Source organism: Photobacterium sanguinicancri (assembly GCF_024346675.1).
GTDB lineage: Bacteria > Pseudomonadota > Gammaproteobacteria > Enterobacterales > Vibrionaceae > Photobacterium > Photobacterium sanguinicancri.
Genome location: NZ_AP024851.1, coordinates 755,759 through 772,579, shown reverse-complemented (window position 1 = coordinate 772,579; position 16,821 = coordinate 755,759). Strand labels below are relative to the sequence as shown.

Genomic DNA, 16,821 nt, shown 5'->3' with positions numbered 1-16,821 from the left:
CTCTCAACCTTACTTTTTATGCGGTGTATTTTACGTGGTTCACATTTTTTGTCTAATCGTAGATTATTTGTGACGTAAATTAGACGTTTTTTACCGCAATACCAATCGCATCGGCCAAGGCTTGCAGTTGGTTTTCATTGTCTAGACGCACAGACCATTGAATACCACTGCCTGTTGCGGTAATAACATTTGCGCCACCAATAAAGGTGACTTCATCAACCTGTGCTTGCATAGTGACACGTGCTTCACCATCAATACGTACAACCAATTCATGTTGATTGGCTATAATTTTGCCTGTTGAAAAGTTAATGACCATTTTGTTCCTATCTATTTTGTTAACGGCTTCAATGATGCAGTGAGGTTACTCAGCTTTCTTACCCAGCACTGCCATCGTAATACGGCTGGTGCAAATTAAGCGTCCACGTTCATCTTTAAGTTCAATTTGCCACACCTGTGTTGTCATTCCAGTATGAAGCGGTGTTGTTGTGCCAGTTACTGTACCTGAGCGCATCGGACGAATGTGGTTAGCATTGATGTCTAAACCAACACAATACAGCCCGTCATCGACACACATGTTCGCCGCAACCGAGCCTAATGTTTCAGCTAGGACAACAGATGCACCACCATGTAGCATACCAAAAGGTTGATGCGTTCTAGCGTCAACAGGCATAGTCGCAGATAAGCTATTGTCATCAAATTCGGTGTAGCGAATGCCTAGATGCTCAACCAAGGTGTTTTTTGAACTCTCGTTTAGCGCGTCGATATCAATTGTTTTGTGCCAAATTGCCATGGTTGCTCCTTATTATTTGAGGTGGATCTTAATCCCTCTCGCAGTTATATAAAAATGCTTTTTCAATAACTTTCAATTTCATACATTCTTGCCTCATACTTAGAAGTAATTCTGTGGCATCTCGATGTTGTCCAGAAAACTCACGCCTCATAAGCATGGGTCATCAGGTTCAGTCAATCTCAAGGAGCGAATGGAGTCTCGCTATGCGTCAATATTCTCATTTAATACTGGGCGGCCTAGTCGCTAGCAGTATGTTATTAAGTGGTTGCTCTAGCTCGCCGACGGGCAGGCAACAAATGCTGTTGTTTTCTGAGAACGACATGTCTCAAATGGGCGCTCAGTCGTTTGAACAACTCAAGCAACAAGAAAAAATCAGCACTGATGCGAAAAAACAGCAATATGTTCAATGTGTCACTGATGCTATTACGGCAAAGGTAGGCCCTCTGGAAGGTTTTAATAAGTGGGAAGTGGTTGTTTTTGATAGCGACCAAGTGAATGCGTTTGCCTTACCGGGTGGCAAAATTGGTGTTTATACTGGCCTATTAAAAGTAGCGACCAACCAAGACCAACTCGCGACAGTCATTGGCCACGAAATTGGGCATGTACTTGCTCAACACAGTAATGAGCGGTTATCTCGATCTCAACTTGCCGATGCGGGTTTAAAAATCACAGGCGCAGCCATTGGCGGATCACAATACAGTAATGCAGCAATGGCTGGATTAGGGCTTGGTGTTCAATACGGAATTTTGATGCCTTATGGACGAGCGCAAGAGTCTGAATCTGACATCATTGGCCTAAAACTCATGGCCGAAGCTGGGTTTGATCCAACTCAAAGTGTCGCGTTATGGAAAAACATGGCGAAGGCATCAGGTGGAAATCAACCACCTGAATTGTTATCAACTCACCCATCGCATGATACCCGGATTGATGACTTGAACGAGAGCATTGCATCGCTACCTGCTTACAACCAACCAAAGCCAAGCTGTGAGCTATAAGCTACATGCACTTTATAACGGGAATGATCTTTAGCTAATCTACTGCTTACAGTATAGGCGCACACGCTGCGCCTTCTCTTTTACACACTTATCCTTCTATTCACCCATCTTCATAAACCAAGCATGACCAGCACATAACCAAATACCACCCACTATAGTTAAACACTCAGGCATTCAAAGGCGGCTGTATGTGGGCTTCTATAATTTCGGTGTTTCTTGCTTTAGCTGTTGGCTATTTAGCACAAAGAACGGGATTGTGTATGGTACGCGGCACACATGAATTGTGGGCTAAGCGCCCTGCTTTTCTGCTCACGATTTTGCTGTGCGGATTTTGGTTTTGGCTGATCTTGCCCACGAATATGCCGCTACCTGATACTTTTAGCCACCAGCGTTACAGTGTGACTTCCGCTTTCCTCCTTGGTGGGTTCTGCTTTGGATTAGGCGCATCATTAAACGGTGGCTGTAGCGTTTCTACAATCAGTAAATTGGCACGAGGCCATTACCACATGGTGGCAACCATTATGGGTTGGATCATTGGCTGGTGTGGCTTGTCATCGCTACCCTTAACGCTCAGTTACTCGGCAATTCCTGCCATTGAGTCACCTTCGCTCACTGTCATTATTATGTTATTTGTCTTAATTAGCTTGATCCTATTTGTGATCCCTACAGAGCGCAGAGCTATTCTAATCGGGATTGTGTTTTTCGGTATTCTTGCCAGTGTACTGACATTACTTATGCCTGAGTGGTCACCCAGCCAGTTACTAAAAGACATTACAGCGGCCTCTATTCATAACCAACCCGAGCGTTGGCCAGAGTTATTACGCTACATCGTCATCATATTTTTAATCGTAGGTATGGCACTTGGGGCAAAAAAAAGGCTCTCGTTGGCTGAATTTACCCTAAGACCAATGCAGCTATTAAAGCACTTATTTGCAGGCTGTATCATGGGGATTGGTGCTTCACTTGCGCTTGGCGGTAATGATTCGCAGCTACTATTAGCACTGCCTTCATTTTCGCCAGCAGGCGCAATGTCAATAGTGATGATGGTGGTTGGTATCAGCTGTGGGATAGGATTAAAACGTTGGTTCAACAAACTAAACCACGGTTAAAATAATAAAACCAGTAACAAGCGCTACTGGTTTATGCTGGTAAATGAAGCTTTACTGGTAACGACCATGACGCCACAAGAATTCAATTTTGTAACCATCAGGGTCTTGTACGAAGAAGAACTTGGCGAGTAGCTGACCATCGCGGAAAAACTCTTTAATTTCTGCTGGTTCATAACCGAATTCCGTTAACTTGTTATGTTCAGCTTCAAGATCCTCGACAGCAACAGCAATATGGCCATAGCCAGAACCGTGTGTATAAGGCTCTTCTGTGCCTTCATTCCAGGTTAACTCAAGTTCCATGTCGTTTTCTTCGTTACGAAGGTAAACAAGTGAGAAGCCATCGAAATCGAGTTGCTCAGCAATATCAAGATCTAACGCTTGCTTGTAAAACGTTAACGACGGTTGAAGATCTTTTACTCGGATCATACTGTGAATAATTTTAGCCATCTGACATTCCATCCTGTTATCAGTTTTTTATCTCTTTATAGCGAGGGATGATAACAACACCGCAATCAAGGCTCAATATATTCTCATCTAACCCCTTGAGATTACATTAAGTTTTCTATTTGTGATATTCACGTCCATATTTCCTGCCGCAGTGTTGTAATCTTATTTTATCAGGAGGTGCTATGCATTTAGAGCGTATTGAGATTTCAGGATTCCGTGGCATCAAGCGGATGTCGTTATCGTTTGATGAATTAACCGTACTGATCGGTGAAAATGCCTGGGGTAAATCTTCCCTGCTTGATGCGTTGAGTATCGCCCTGCCCACAGATGCCAGTTTTTACAGCTTCAAATTTTCTGATTTCCATGTCGATTACGCCATTGGACATGAAAAAATGTCTCAATTGCACATAGTGCTCCATTGGCATGAAGATTACTCATCTGAATCAAAAGCACGTCGTTACCGTAGCTTCGCACCGCTATGGGTAAAAAAAGATGGTATTAAGCACCTCTATTACGAAATATCGAGCACGATAGAAGGTGATAAAGTCAGCACAACTTGGTCTTTTCTCAACAACAAAGGCCAACATATTGCGTGCGAAAACAGCGATAAACTGGTGAAGCAACTCATGGTGCTACACCCTGTTGTACGTATTCGTGATGCGCGACGTTTACATGAAAAAGAAAATGGCTATCATCGCGAAAAAGTCCATACGACTACAAGCAGTGCAAGCCATGTAGAATCAGAACAAGTGGCTAGAAATAATCGGATCGAGCGCAGGTTAGATAATACATGCCGTCGGTTAATGACCAGCCCTGGCCACGTGAATGCAGGGGAACTAAAAAGTAGCGTGAACGCCCTACGCTCCTTGGTCGATCACTATTTTGCATTTACGCCGCACAATCGAAGCGACAAGTTTAACCGAGCGCATTTCCCTAGCTATATACAAACCAAGACCAATCCGCTTGAACAGCTTAGTCAGCCGCAAATGACCAAGCAAGGTCGATTAGTATTAATGGGGCTGCTTAATGCGTATATTCGCGCACGTGGCCCTGTTGAGCTAAAACGGATCTCCCGCCCGATTATGATTCTGGAAGATCCTGAAGGTCGATTGCATCCAACGATTTTGCATCAGGCATGGGCATTTATTGATAGTATGCCCATGCAAAAGATCTTAACCACCAATAGCCCAGATCTTATTTCTACCGTGCCGATCCACAGTATTAAAAAGCTGATCCGCGAGCCAGATAAAACCCAGCCACATTCTTTAACGCCAACAACCTTATCCAAAGACGAAGAACGGCGGGTGTCTTTTCATATTCGACTACATCGCCCTAGCGCAATGTTTGCCCGTGCATGGTTGCTGGTGGAAGGTGAAACAGAAGTTTGGCTGTTTAATGAACTGGCAATGCTATGTGGCTATCATTTTGCCGCTGAAGGCGTTCATATTATAGAATTTGCACAAAGTGGGCTTAGGCCGTTAATTAAAGTCGCGCGTAGCATGGGGATAGAATGGCACCTTGTGTCTGATGGTGACATGGCAGGACGTCGATACGGCGATACCGTAAGAAATATGCTGGGTAACGATGCTGAACGTCACCGTTTAACGATTTTACCCGACAGGGATATCGAGCATTTTCTTTACAATAACGGTTATGAGCCTTTGTTCCGAGAACTCGCAAACATCGCCAGTGATGCCCCTATGCCACCACGAAAGATCATTAGACGGGCCTTGAAACGTTATGCTAAACCCGATGTAGCACTTGCGATGGTGGCGTACTCAGATGAACATGGACAAGAGAAGATCCCACTGCTTATTCGTTGGATCTTAAAACGTATTGTCGCGATGTCACGGGGACTAGGCTGATCAATAAACGAAGTCCACCAATCACTAAATACCCACTGCGTTTATTTTTCTGTTCTGGCTTTGGCTTTGGCTTTGGCTTATTTAGATTACTGCTTTTCAAAAAAAAGGGTCACTTTACCTACGTTAAAACCAAATTTACTCATTGAAGCTGTATTAAACATCCGTACTTGATCTTGGCGGTACATCCAATCATCAAAGGCAATATCGTAGGTGGTATCATCCACAGGGACGCGTAATGTATATCGCCAATTCAAGGCATTGCCACCTACAATCCCGATAGCTTCTCCCACAACATCATCCGCTTCACCAATATAAGTACCATCCGCATTTTTTGTAATGCTCCAAATACGCTGTTGCTTTTCACCATCGTCAAACACGAAGTCTTCAGTTAAAGTCAAAAGGTTACCTTTCACTACACCACGTATTTCCACTTCAAACCGACGCGTTTGAACACCACTACGATCTTGCAGCATACCCCATGCAAGAACATCACCTTCAAAGTATTCGAACAACTCAAAGGATGGCGTTGATGTATGGTATTCATCAATCGCATTTGAACAGGCTGATAAATGGAAGACGAAAACAAGCGTCAACACACTGCGCCACATGGCAAGGTTAGAAAAATAGCGCGATAGCATATAGGCTTCCTTTTGAGTCTTGTTATTATTTGGCTCTTTCATCCAATTATGATGACTGCCCAATGAGCTGCTGTCTTAATTTCGGGTAAGCGGTTTGTGGTGACAGCCAAATGTTAATAAATGCTGATGATATTTTAGGGCTAGATAATTGACCAAGTTGGGTAATCCCTTGCTTGTTAGTTGCATCGAAATAAAAGGTACCGCCTTGCGCATTTAGTTCGAAAATAAGACGGTCACCTTTTTTAACATCAGGCCATAACACAACAAGTTCAGATAACCATTGTTGACGCTGACTAGCCGTAAAGCCTAAATGTTTCCACTGTTCATCGGTAGCTTCAAGAAGGTCGTCTTTATCTATGTCTCTTTGGTAACGAATAACTAACGCCATCTCTTGGCCACTATTAGCCGTATTACCACGGTACGAACCTGACGGAGTACGAAGTTCAGAATGATAGATATCCCAAGGGCCCCACGTTAATTTGGCATAGCCTACCGATTGCCACGTTAACCATTGTGGCGCAGCATAAGTCGCGTTGGCATACGTTATTGCTGAGAATGTGAATGTAGATAGCGCAAGACAAGTAATAATAAAGGCTGTAATTAGTTGCTTCATGATGACCTCTGAGATGCTGAAAACATACTCAGAAGCGTTAGTAAGATGTAAGAAAGAACCAACCAACATAAAGCAACCATCAAAGCCGTATTTACCCAACCTAACGGCCATTCAACAGCTTGCAGTCGGTTTCCTCCAATGTAACTCAACATTCCACCAACACTTCCTAATACTATAAGTACGTTGGAAGAATAGGATTGGATTACTTTTCTGCTGATCCACATAAAAGAAGTGAAACCGAGCCACATCAAAATGAGCCACAACGGGAATCCCCCATCAGGAAATAGATAAAAACCCGTATGATATAAAGAGGCATCCATTGCTATTCCTATCAAGCTGGCGGATACCACAAAGCGCCAATTGACAGAAAAAAACCACCAGCTCACCACCAACATGATCACCAATAGATAGATAAAGCGGTACTGCCCCCATACCGCTAATATCCAGTACAGATTAAAGCCGCACGTTACCATTAAAAATTGCAGTTTATCTTTTCGGTCACTACTTGGTTTTTCTGAACCCGAGTTCTTAGTTAAAGACATATACCGCCTCCATTAATGGCACACTTAAATAACTGACTGAATGACCTACGTGCGTTATCTGTTTGCGATATTTCGGTTAACTACGCCATTGCGGGCGACTCGCCACTAACTGAATGGTGCTAATACTGCGTTCTAAAAATCCGCCTTCGCAATAACAAAAATAGTAACGCCACATTCGAATAAAGCGTTCGTCATAGCCAAGTTCATGCAATCGCGAGGTTTGTTGGTTAAACGCCTGATGCCAATCAGACAAGGTTTGAGCATAGTCCAACCCAATATCTTTCATGTCTCGAATCACAAAATCTGAATGTTTGGTCATTTGATTAGCAAACACTGTTACTGATGGTAAGAAGCCACCAGGGAAAATATGTTTCTGGATAAAGTCGACCCCGCGGCTATAGCTCTCGTAGCGCTGATCAACAATGGTGATGGCTTGAATAGCCAATAAACCCGTAGGCTTAAGCAATGACTGGCATTTTTTGATGTAAGTAGTGAGGTATTCTTTTCCCACAGCCTCGACCATTTCGACCGATACCACTTTGTCGTACTCACCAGTTAGATCGCGGTAATCATCAAGAAGCAAGGTCACCTTATCGCTTAACCCTTCTTGTTCAATCCGATCTTTAGCCCAAAGATGCTGCTCTTTAGAAATGGTTGTGGTCGTTACTTGGCAGCCATAGTGCTTTGCTGCATGGATGGCTAATGCCCCCCAACCTGTGCCAATTTCCAGCAAGTGATCGTCTTTGCTTAAGTTTAGTTGTTTACACAAGCGATCCATTTTGTTGAATTGCGCATCCGCTAAGCAATCTTGCTCAGAGTTATAAATACCGCTTGAATACAGCATCTCTTGATCTAGGAATGTTTCGTATAACGCATTACCTAAGTCATAATGCGCGGAAATATTATCGCGAGCGTTATCTTTATTGTTACGACGTAACTTATGAGAAAGCACTTCACCAATGCGTGTCATCCAGCCTGTTTTGGCTTCAAGTCGGTCTAAAGTAGGCAAGTTTCGCGCTAACACTTGCACCACTTTAGTAATGTCTGGTGAATCCCACCATGCATCGATATAGGCTTCACCCGCAGCAATACTGCCGCCAGAAAGCAGGCGTTTATAGAAACCGCTATGATTAACGCTTAATTGCGCTTGTAACTCGGCTTGCTTATCCCCAAAGAAATACGTTTCTCCTTCTCGCTCAATAATGGTTAATCCCACGTCATTGAGCTGCTCTAAGACTTTGAAAATCACTTTCCTTGCAACATTTTGCATCGGAGTTACTTTTGCTGAATGTTGATTAATATCACTTCTTAACATGGGTAATTCCTTACTTTTTTAATTCTGATGCTGCACTTTCAGGATGGTCATGAAAACTCACCCCTTTGATCCACAATTTGAGCGCTTGCCAATAGATACCAATGACCACTTTGACTGTCATTATCGGAGTTACCATCATTTGTTTTCGCAGTGAAGATGAACTGAATGGTTCGTGCTTCATCATCATGCTGGCATCAAAAATTTTCGTTATTGTGATCTCTTCTGTTTCTTTTTCTGAATCAAGAACTATGCCAGAATCAACTATCGTTGGCCTATCACACGCAGGCTCTTCACCGTGGACTTCAAGGTGAACACGTAGTTGATCACTCGGTTGTTTGAGCTGCCAGTGATATTGCTGCTCCATCGGATTAAAAGGCGATACATGAAAGGCTTTCGGAGCTTGCCATAAACGGCTTTTCCACCGTGATTTGGCGGGTATTGCGTAGTAATGGCGCTCGTTCCATGGCGTATTACTCACCTCTGCTAACATGTACTGCCATTCGCCCTGCTCATCGAACAAGTAATACAAATTAAGAGGGCTAAAATAGATACCAAAGTACCTCAGTTGGCATAACAGGAAGACTTTCCCTGTCAGCATCTCACCTGTTAGTTGTGCAATTTTGTCTTGAGCGCCCTGTTTGAGTTCAGCAACATTACTCGCTTGACCATTGAGGTAATCTGTTACCAAAAATCGTGCGGGGTGCCATTTTGAAAAGCCGAATCCTTTGACCTTACTAGTCAGTTCATCCAGTTCATCTAAATCAAAAAATGGCATAAAGAGCGGGTACTCAAAGTTGTGTGTCACAGGCGTAAAACGGCGATGACGCACTGTCCCAACATAAATGCCGCTACGTGACTGCACTGCCAACTCAGATTGAGACAAGTCCGAGGCTAAGGCTTCGCTTTCCGTGATAGTTTTTCTGATCGCGCTATCCATCAGAATTGTCCTGAATCGCAGGCTGTTGCTTGAAAGGCAGCAGCATGTGGACGTTGCGTACTGGAAGTACCTTGCCCTATGGTTATTAGGTTAATATTATTCACGACATCTAGCGCACTTCTTACCCCGTCTTCATGGAAGCCGTTATACCAATACGCACCACAGAACCATGTATTCTCCACGCCATTAATACGTGGGCGTTGCTGTTGCGCAGCAATGGATTCAGTCGTGAATACCGGATGTGCGTACGTAAACGTTCGAAGAATTTTATCTGGATCAATTCGGTCGGTTTGATTCAGTGTCACACAGAAGGTTTCAGGGGAATCAATCCCTTGCAGTATATTCATGTCGTACGTCAAGGCGGCCAGACGTTGGCTTCGCGGGTCTATTTCTTGTTCCGATTCGGATGATGAAGAAACTGTAACCGGCTCTGTTTTCGGCAGGTGATAATTCCATGCAGCCCATGCTGCACGCGCCTTAGGCAGTAGACTGGTGTCAGTATGCAGTACCACTTCATTATCTTGGTAAGTCATTGCAGACAGTACATCAATTTCATCTTGAGTTTTATCTGCCAGTAATGCTAATGCTTGATCGCTATGGCAGGCGAAAATGACATGATCAAACTGTTCATCTCCGCGCGCACTGGTCACTGTCACACCATCGGCGTGGCGAATCACTTGCTGGACTGGGGTGCTTAACGCGATAGATTGTTCAAAAGCGGGCGTCATTTTGCAAATGTACTCGCGTGAACCACCAGGAATAACTGCCCACTGCGGTCTATTAGTGACATCCAATAAGCCATGATTTAAAAAGAAACGCAGGAAAAAACCTAATGGAAAACCACGCATGTCCGACAGGGTTGACGACCAAATTGCAGCCCCCATAGGCAAAATATAATTAACCGCAAAATAGTCACTAAAATTATGGTGCGCTAAAAATGCACCTAGGGTCTGAGACTCATTAACATCCCCTTCACTGGCTGCCGTTTTTGCGAGTTTATTGAAGCGTAAAATTTCATTCAAGAAGCGATAAAACGAAGGTCTAAACAAATTACGTTTTTGGGCAAACAAAGTTGAAATCGTGTGGCCGTTATACTCAAGTCCAGTATCTTCATTACGTACACTGAAGCTCATTTCGGTTGGTTGACCAACGATACCCACTTCGGCCATTAACTTTTCAAAATGCGGATACGTACGGTCATTGAACACAATAAAACCAGTATCAATCGCATAATCACCACTTTCGACGGTTACATCTACTGTCGCGGTATGGCCACCAATATAGTCATTCGCTTCAAATAAAGTAATGTCATGGTCTTGGTGTAGATACCATGCGGATGTCAGCCCAGAAATCCCTGAACCTATAATTGCTATTTTCATGCTGTCTTCCCTGTCATACGTTTAATGACTGACTGCTGTAACCCCATAGGTAACAACGCAATTGCTTTTAAAATGAAGCTGAATTTTTTGGGGAAATGAATTTCTTTATTACCCGCAGCAATCCCCTTACGAATGCAAGAAGATGCGATTTCAGGGGTCACTAACATGGGCATAGGAAAATCATTTTTGTCGGTTAGCGGTGTTTTAACAAAACCTGGGCTAACCAAGGTTACCGTTATGCCTTTATGTTCTAAATCAATAGCTAAGGTTTGGGCAATGTAACTAAGCGCGGCTTTCGAACCACCATAAGCTTCAGCCCGAGGCAAAGGAATATAGCTGGCTGTAGATCCCACGAAAACTAAATGACTCTGGCTATCAAGACGTTCTTGCATGGCTTCTACACAATGAAGTAACCCAAACACATTCACATCAAATACACGTTTAAATAACGCGGTGTCGACACAACCGTTGTCGATATATTCACAAGTGCCTGCGTTTAAAATAATCAGCTTAGGAAGTACGACCAAGGTGTCTAGCGCCGCTTGGGTCGCTGCTAAATCGGTCACATTAAACGCCAGCGTTTGTATGTTATCGCTTTGTGCTGAAAGTGCATTTAAGCGTTCTTGGCTCTGTCCACAGGCAATCACCTGCATGCCTTTATTGGCATAATCGAGGGCGAGTTGCAGACCTATACCTGAGCTCGCACCTGTAATCAAAACATCAGCCACGGGTTTAACACTCATTGACCTAACCTCGTCTTAATATGGCGGATCACTTTGCCCAATAACGGCACGCCTTCATAAATCATTTCACCCAGGTCAAAATAGTCACGGTGAAAGACCACCTTGTCATTATCAAGCTCTAACCGAGTACAACCTTCAACAGTGCGTGGTTTTCCCTTCTCTATATCAGGATGCGAAAATGTCATTGTCCACTGCACAAACGCTTGTTTTTCATCCACTAACGAATGGTGAATCTGAAAATCACAACTCGTGATGTTGCTATAAAGCTGTGCAAAATACTCATGGAGCGCATCCCAGCCTTCTATTCGGTGGGCTGGATCTTCAAATACAATGTTAGGGTGATAGATAGCCTCTAAATCGACTAAATTGTCTTTTCCTAACTGACTGTATACCGCAATAAAGTTTGCTAATACTTGGTCAGAACTATCTATAACGCTTTGAGTCATGGTCTTATCCTCTGACGACTAACAATCATTGGGGTTGATTAGCCCCCTCTACTCCCATCAAACGCTACCCTGTAACTTCCCTTGTTCATTGGCTCGTTTAAAGGTTTCAATCGCTAGCAATCTTGCTTGTTTATGATCCACTATTGGCCTGGGGTAACTCAGCGTATGTGCACCTAGCCAAAGGTGTGGGCTGTGAATGAATTTATCTGGAACATCTTTCAATTCCTTTATCCATTTACGAACAAATTCACCTTTTGGATCAAAACGTTGACCTTGAGTTGTCGGATTAAATACACGAAAGTATGGCTGTGCATCTGTGCCAGTTGAAGCTGCCCATTGCCACCCGCCATTATTCGATGCCATGTCGCCGTCGATCAGGTGAGACATGAACCATTGCTCACCAGCTTGCCAATGAATTAACAAATCTTTGGTAAGAAAACTCGCGACTATCATACGAAGACGGTTATGCATCCATCCGGTCGCTTTTAGCTGCCTCATTGCTGCATCCACAATAGGAAAACCAGTTTCACCTTGTTGCCATGCACGTAAGTGGTTTTCATCGTTTTGCCAACGGACAAACTTAGTCCAATCATGAAAAGGCGCTTCACGACATAATTTAGGGTGCGCATCCATTAGGTGGCGGTAAAACTCACGCCATACTAATTCGTTAAACCAAGTAAACGCCCCTGACTCTGGGTTTTCTAAACACTCAGGGTATTCTGTCATTAGCGTGTGAAAACATTGACGAAGAGACAGCGCACCTATCGCGAGATAAGGCGATAAACAACTCGTGCCATCTATTGCGGGATAATCACGGTTAGTGTGGTAATCCATGGCTTTTTCATAACAAAATGTCAGTAAACGCTGGCGAATCGCTTCATCATCCACGGCCCAATCAACACTATTTGTTACGGGGTAACTAAAGTGTGGGGCGCTAGGTGAATGTAAGTCGTCTATAGCATCATCGTCTCTAGCATCAATATCAGTGATGGCTTCGGGGGCTGGTTGTACAAGTGCCACTCCCCGTGAAGCAACTTGATCGTGATAAACACTCACCCATGTTTTACGAAAAGGCGTAAAAACTTTAAACGGATCACCCTGTTTATTTAGCACTCGCCCGGGTTCAATAATGCAATCATCATCAAGCACACTTAGCTTGATAGATTGTGACGCAAGTTGCTCACCAACTTGTAAATCTCGCTGATTTTCATTGACTAAATACTGCTTATTACAAAACACATGATTAACCTGATGCTCCTGAGCGAGTGCGAGGATGCAAGCTGGCACGGCAGCAAAGTCAGCGACTTCTTTTACAATTAACGGAATATTCAATGCCGCTAAAGATTGTTTAAGTTCAACTATGCGACGATGAATAAAATCAATTTTTATCGGCGCTTCATTATGTTCATGCCACTGCATAGGTGTTGCAATATAAAGTGCGATTACTGACTCAGAAGCTTGGCGATATTGGCATGCATGTCGCAATGCCGTGTTATCAACAACACGAAGATCACTACGGAACCAGACTAATTTGCTCATGCCTTCACCTCGGTATCAGATTTGTTCGCTAAAGCACTCCCCGAACCTAGCAAAGATAATTCAGGATGAATCTGCTTAATTGTTCCTGTAATTTGAATGGGGATATCCACCTTTGTTAACCAAGTAGAAAGCTCATTAAGCGCTTTACTTGGCAGGGCTTTTTCTCCACTAATAACGATAGAACAAGCGCCTATCTGAGTGAGCATTTTATCTAAGCCCAGTAAATGTCCTTGGTAGTTCTCTAACAACAACGCTCTTTTCCCCTGCTGCTTCACCCTCAGTAATTCCAGCGGTAATTTGTAGCTGTACACGTCATCAAAACTCATGACTAACACGAGCTGTTTCGCTTTTGACTTGATTTGCGCTTCTGTCGAGATTAAACATTTGCGACAAAGGCTTAGCCAAAACGCACGCTGAGCTTCTGAAAGTGGCGTTTCCAATCCATTTAAGTGCTGCTGTATGGGTGAAAAAAACTGCTTTTCTAACACAGATAATGGATATTCTTTTAAGAGTTGGAGCACTGTTTTTTCAAGCCAATCTTTACTAAATCCATCAATACCGTTCAGTACATCAGAGGTAATTTCTAGCGCCTCTGCACTCACAACATTTGATGGCGATTGTTCTAATAACGGTTTTACTTTGCCAATAGAAACCCCTTTATCAAGCCAGACTAAAATGGCCTGAATTTTCTCAATATCGCTATCTGAATATAAACGGTGCCCTTTTTCCGTTCGCGTTGGGTTAAGTAAGCCGTAGCGCCTTTGCCACGCTCTTAACGTCACCGTATTTACACCCGTCTTTTCAGAGACTTCACTAATAGCGTACTGACGGTTAACTTGATGCCAATCATTCTCTTGATGGCCACCCGCTCGTGTATTACATCGCATAGCGTAGTTTCAACTCTTGTGGATATGGATTTAGAAAAACTTGTGTTTGTAAGTAAGCATCTGGATTTTGCTGTAAGTGGTGATTAATGAGAGTCAGAGCCGCCAGTAATGGCATGTTGCCAAGACGATAATCCATGATCAGGTCTGCTAATTCTTTTTTCTGCTGCTTATCAAGATCGCGTTTGAAATAACCTTGAAGGTGCATTAATACATTGGTGTTATTACGGCGATTTGCTCTATTTTTAATGGCTTCCATGAATTGCAAACGGTAGCTATGATAAAACTCGTCAAGATCCCAATCTGCAATTTCAGCCACCATACGGCCAAGAGCTTTGTAAGCTACAGGGCAATGTGCCATCAAGACTAATTTATAACGGGAGTGGAACTTCACTAACTTGGCACGTGTGGGTTCATTACCCATACAGTTATAGAAATCATTCAGGGTGAACACTCTAAATACGAAGTTTTCACGCAAGAACGGGTCTTGTAGTCGACCATCCTCTTCAATGGGTAACCACGGCATAGCTTCCATCAGCTTACGAGTGAAAATACCCGCTGTACCGCCGGGGATAGTATTACCATTTTCCATATACAATTTGACGCGCTCCATACCGCAAGTTGGTGATTTTGCACACACAACGTAACCACGGAGCTCATTGAGGCTTGGAATTTTCTTATCACTAAAAATCAGCATTTCTTTAGTGAAGTCTTTGGTCGTATCTTTGGTTCCAACCAAGCGTTCATCACCCTGCTCCGTTTTCATCAAACGAATTGTTGGACGAGGCACAGGTAAACCAATACCCACTTCAGGACAAACTGGCTGAAAGTCGAAATAATCCACTAGCTGCTCTTCAACGAAGGCATTGCGTTTATGTCCGCCATCAAAACGAACTTTCTGACCAATAACACATGCGCTTACACCAACTGGAATACCCATGAGTTTTATCCTTTTAGTTATACAATATTTACCATTTGTACAACTAAGGATAGGAAATGGATCACTCTTGTACAAAAAAAATTTTCGTATAAGTTAATGAGCATCAAAGCTAATATGATATTGGGATTGCATTCATGCGGTTAATGCAAATTATTGATTTTGGTCTTGGATGGAAAATTCAGGCGACAACAAGAAGATAGAAGTAAAGATCATGGTCAATAAAGAATAAAACGGCAAAGTTGTGGTATCACACTTTTGCCGTTGTAATTCTTTTCATCTATGGGATTCGCTGTTGCGATCTAAGCTATGACAGCTTCATAGTTATCACTGAAAACGGACAAGCTTGTTTACAGCGAGAGCAACCATCACACTTTGATTGTTCCAATTTAGGCAAGCTAAATGTTGCAATAGAAATTGCTTGGTGTGGACATTGCTCGGCACACAGCTCACACTCACCATATAAGCGATTTTGGCAGTTGCTACTGAAATTGGGCCTAAGCTCGGTGTCATTTTGTTTATCGTGTGGCTTCTTAGCGTGCAAAGCCCCTGTCGGGCAAGCTTTCTGGCACTCCCCACACATGCTGCAATAACCATAATCAACGTCTAAGAGCGCTAAACCACCGTCAATATGAATGATTTTTTCTGGGCAGGCAGATTCACACTCAGAACACCCTGTACATATTTTCTGAAAAAGCACTTCATCAATAGCACCCGGTGGACGCGCTACCATTCTGACGACTTGACTTGCATCTAATTGCTCGGTAACCAGATCTTGATCGGCTGCTGAAGCGTCAGCCGATGCCTTCTTGGTTCCAGACGTTAAAGCACGAAACAAACCACGCCGACTAATGGTTTTGTGTTCCATATAGGCTTTGTAATAACGCTCGTCCTTTTCTGCCATATTAACGGTAAACCTTTAATGATAGCGGCGTTAATTGCCAAGCATTTTGCACCGCGACACACCACTCTTTCACCAATACAGCTAGATGTTGATAAGTGTCTGTTGTTGAGTACTTTTCAACCAGACTCAAATAATGAATACACCAAGGTAAAAGGTGATCAGTAAATAAGGTTTCAACTTGTTGTTGTACTTCAGACACGTTCTGCTGAGACTGATGCGCTTGAGACTGTTCAATCAATTGACTAATCGCAAACAGCATTAAGCCAAATTGATCTTCAGGCTCACGCATCCCAGTGTTTAATTCAATGTTGTTTGCCCTTAAAAACTGGCGTAACCGTACGGTGGAATCACCAAAAACGACTTGCTCTTTATCTAGATAAACCGATCCCCACGGTGGTGCAACCATGGTTTCTCCACCTTCAAACAACAAGAAAAAGTCATCATTGAGCGCATCACTTGTGTCAGATGCTACTGCGTGAACAAAATCTGCAAAGCCATTATGCTCTAAATCATCACTGCCTTTGATCAGGTCAATAATGGCTTGATTATTTTCATGAGTAAGTGGGAAATAAAATAATGAGCCAAAAATTTTGCTCATTGTATTCACATCATCAAGGCTTAATTCGGTTGATGTGTCAGTTAGATTCTGCATATGGTAACTCGTACTTAACTTTAAAATGAGGGGGGAACGGCTCCCCCTCGGTTTTAGATTATTAATGTCTTACACTTAGATCGGCA

Annotated in this window: 19 protein-coding genes; 3 read left to right on the top strand and 16 right to left on the bottom strand. The window is 43.2% G+C overall.

What is annotated here, in order from left to right; all coding sequences use genetic code 11:
- Nucleotides 1–79 precede the first annotated feature (79 nt).
- Together OCU87_RS20355 and OCU87_RS20350 are read right to left on the bottom strand one after the other, a co-directional pair.
- Nucleotides 80–316: a DUF3389 domain-containing protein gene (locus OCU87_RS20355; protein ID WP_261859245.1), complete on the bottom strand. Its 237-nt coding sequence runs from the start codon at nucleotides 314–316 to the stop codon at nucleotides 80–82.
- A 45-nt stretch (nucleotides 317–361) separates the two neighbouring features.
- Complete coding sequence (locus tag OCU87_RS20350; RefSeq protein ID WP_261859244.1) at nucleotides 362–790, bottom strand: hotdog fold thioesterase; 429 nt, start codon at nucleotides 788–790, stop codon at nucleotides 362–364.
- Nucleotides 791–993: 203 nt separating this feature from the next.
- On the opposite strand from OCU87_RS20350, the gene OCU87_RS20345 reads away from it, so the two are divergent.
- Nucleotides 994–1,785, top strand: coding sequence for a M48 family metallopeptidase (locus OCU87_RS20345; RefSeq protein ID WP_261859243.1), 792 nt, complete (start codon nucleotides 994–996; stop codon nucleotides 1,783–1,785).
- Nucleotides 1,786–1,973: 188 nt separating this feature from the next.
- Nucleotides 1,974–2,894, top strand: coding sequence for a YeeE/YedE family protein (locus OCU87_RS20340; protein ID WP_261859242.1), 921 nt, complete (start codon nucleotides 1,974–1,976; stop codon nucleotides 2,892–2,894).
- Nucleotides 2,895–2,945: 51 nt separating this feature from the next.
- Here the strand turns inward: OCU87_RS20340 and OCU87_RS20335 are convergent, their stop codons facing one another.
- Nucleotides 2,946–3,341, bottom strand: a complete 396-nt coding sequence (locus OCU87_RS20335) for a VOC family protein (protein ID WP_062689271.1) — start codon at nucleotides 3,339–3,341, stop codon at nucleotides 2,946–2,948.
- Nucleotides 3,342–3,523: 182 nt separating this feature from the next.
- Between OCU87_RS20335 and OCU87_RS20330 the strand changes: the two genes are divergently transcribed.
- Nucleotides 3,524–5,206, top strand: a complete 1,683-nt coding sequence (locus OCU87_RS20330) for an ATP-dependent endonuclease (RefSeq protein ID WP_261859241.1) — start codon at nucleotides 3,524–3,526, stop codon at nucleotides 5,204–5,206.
- A gap of 86 nt (nucleotides 5,207–5,292) precedes the next feature.
- On the opposite strand, the gene OCU87_RS20325 is transcribed toward OCU87_RS20330, so the two are convergent.
- From OCU87_RS20325 to OCU87_RS20265, 13 genes are all read right to left on the bottom strand, one after another.
- Nucleotides 5,293–5,814: a DUF3833 domain-containing protein gene (locus OCU87_RS20325; RefSeq protein ID WP_062689309.1), complete on the bottom strand. Its 522-nt coding sequence runs from the start codon at nucleotides 5,812–5,814 to the stop codon at nucleotides 5,293–5,295.
- Between the two features lie 76 nt (nucleotides 5,815–5,890).
- Nucleotides 5,891–6,457, bottom strand: coding sequence for a chalcone isomerase family protein (locus OCU87_RS20320; protein ID WP_261859240.1), 567 nt, complete (start codon nucleotides 6,455–6,457; stop codon nucleotides 5,891–5,893).
- A complete protein-coding gene (locus OCU87_RS20315) occupies nucleotides 6,454–6,999 on the bottom strand; it encodes a DUF2878 domain-containing protein (RefSeq protein WP_062689265.1) in 546 nt (181 codons plus the stop codon). The genes OCU87_RS20320 and OCU87_RS20315 overlap by 4 nt, the downstream gene beginning before the upstream one ends.
- 76 nt (nucleotides 7,000–7,075) lie before the next feature.
- Complete coding sequence (locus OCU87_RS20310) at nucleotides 7,076–8,314, bottom strand: SAM-dependent methyltransferase (protein WP_261859239.1); 1,239 nt, start codon at nucleotides 8,312–8,314, stop codon at nucleotides 7,076–7,078.
- A 10-nt stretch (nucleotides 8,315–8,324) separates the two neighbouring features.
- A complete protein-coding gene (locus OCU87_RS20305; RefSeq protein WP_390961480.1) occupies nucleotides 8,325–9,182 on the bottom strand; it encodes a DUF1365 domain-containing protein in 858 nt (285 codons plus the stop codon).
- Between the two features lie 68 nt (nucleotides 9,183–9,250).
- Nucleotides 9,251–10,630, bottom strand: a complete 1,380-nt coding sequence (locus tag OCU87_RS20300; RefSeq protein WP_261859237.1) for an NAD(P)/FAD-dependent oxidoreductase — start codon at nucleotides 10,628–10,630, stop codon at nucleotides 9,251–9,253.
- A complete protein-coding gene (locus OCU87_RS20295; protein ID WP_261859339.1) occupies nucleotides 10,627–11,358 on the bottom strand; it encodes an SDR family NAD(P)-dependent oxidoreductase in 732 nt (243 codons plus the stop codon). The genes OCU87_RS20300 and OCU87_RS20295 overlap by 4 nt, the downstream gene beginning before the upstream one ends.
- 11 nt (nucleotides 11,359–11,369) lie before the next feature.
- The gene (locus OCU87_RS20290; RefSeq protein ID WP_062689257.1) at nucleotides 11,370–11,819 is read right to left on the bottom strand and encodes a nuclear transport factor 2 family protein; all 450 of its coding nucleotides are present in this window, start codon (nucleotides 11,817–11,819) and stop codon (nucleotides 11,370–11,372) included.
- Nucleotides 11,820–11,876: 57 nt separating this feature from the next.
- Nucleotides 11,877–13,358 carry a deoxyribodipyrimidine photo-lyase gene (gene phrB / locus OCU87_RS20285; RefSeq protein WP_261859236.1) on the bottom strand — a complete coding sequence of 494 codons (1,482 nt, stop codon included), beginning with the start codon at nucleotides 13,356–13,358 and terminating at the stop codon, nucleotides 11,877–11,879.
- Nucleotides 13,355–14,245: a MerR family transcriptional regulator gene (locus OCU87_RS20280; RefSeq protein WP_261859235.1), complete on the bottom strand. Its 891-nt coding sequence runs from the start codon at nucleotides 14,243–14,245 to the stop codon at nucleotides 13,355–13,357. The genes phrB and OCU87_RS20280 overlap by 4 nt, the downstream gene beginning before the upstream one ends.
- Nucleotides 14,235–15,182, bottom strand: coding sequence for a YbgA family protein (locus tag OCU87_RS20275; protein WP_261859234.1), 948 nt, complete (start codon nucleotides 15,180–15,182; stop codon nucleotides 14,235–14,237). The genes OCU87_RS20280 and OCU87_RS20275 overlap by 11 nt, the downstream gene beginning before the upstream one ends.
- A gap of 304 nt (nucleotides 15,183–15,486) precedes the next feature.
- Nucleotides 15,487–16,083, bottom strand: a complete 597-nt coding sequence (locus tag OCU87_RS20270; protein ID WP_261859233.1) for a ferredoxin-type protein NapF — start codon at nucleotides 16,081–16,083, stop codon at nucleotides 15,487–15,489.
- 1 nt (nucleotide 16,084) lies between these two features.
- The gene (locus OCU87_RS20265) at nucleotides 16,085–16,735 is read right to left on the bottom strand and encodes a TorD/DmsD family molecular chaperone (RefSeq protein ID WP_261859232.1); all 651 of its coding nucleotides are present in this window, start codon (nucleotides 16,733–16,735) and stop codon (nucleotides 16,085–16,087) included.
- Nucleotides 16,736–16,821: the final 86 nt, after the last annotated feature.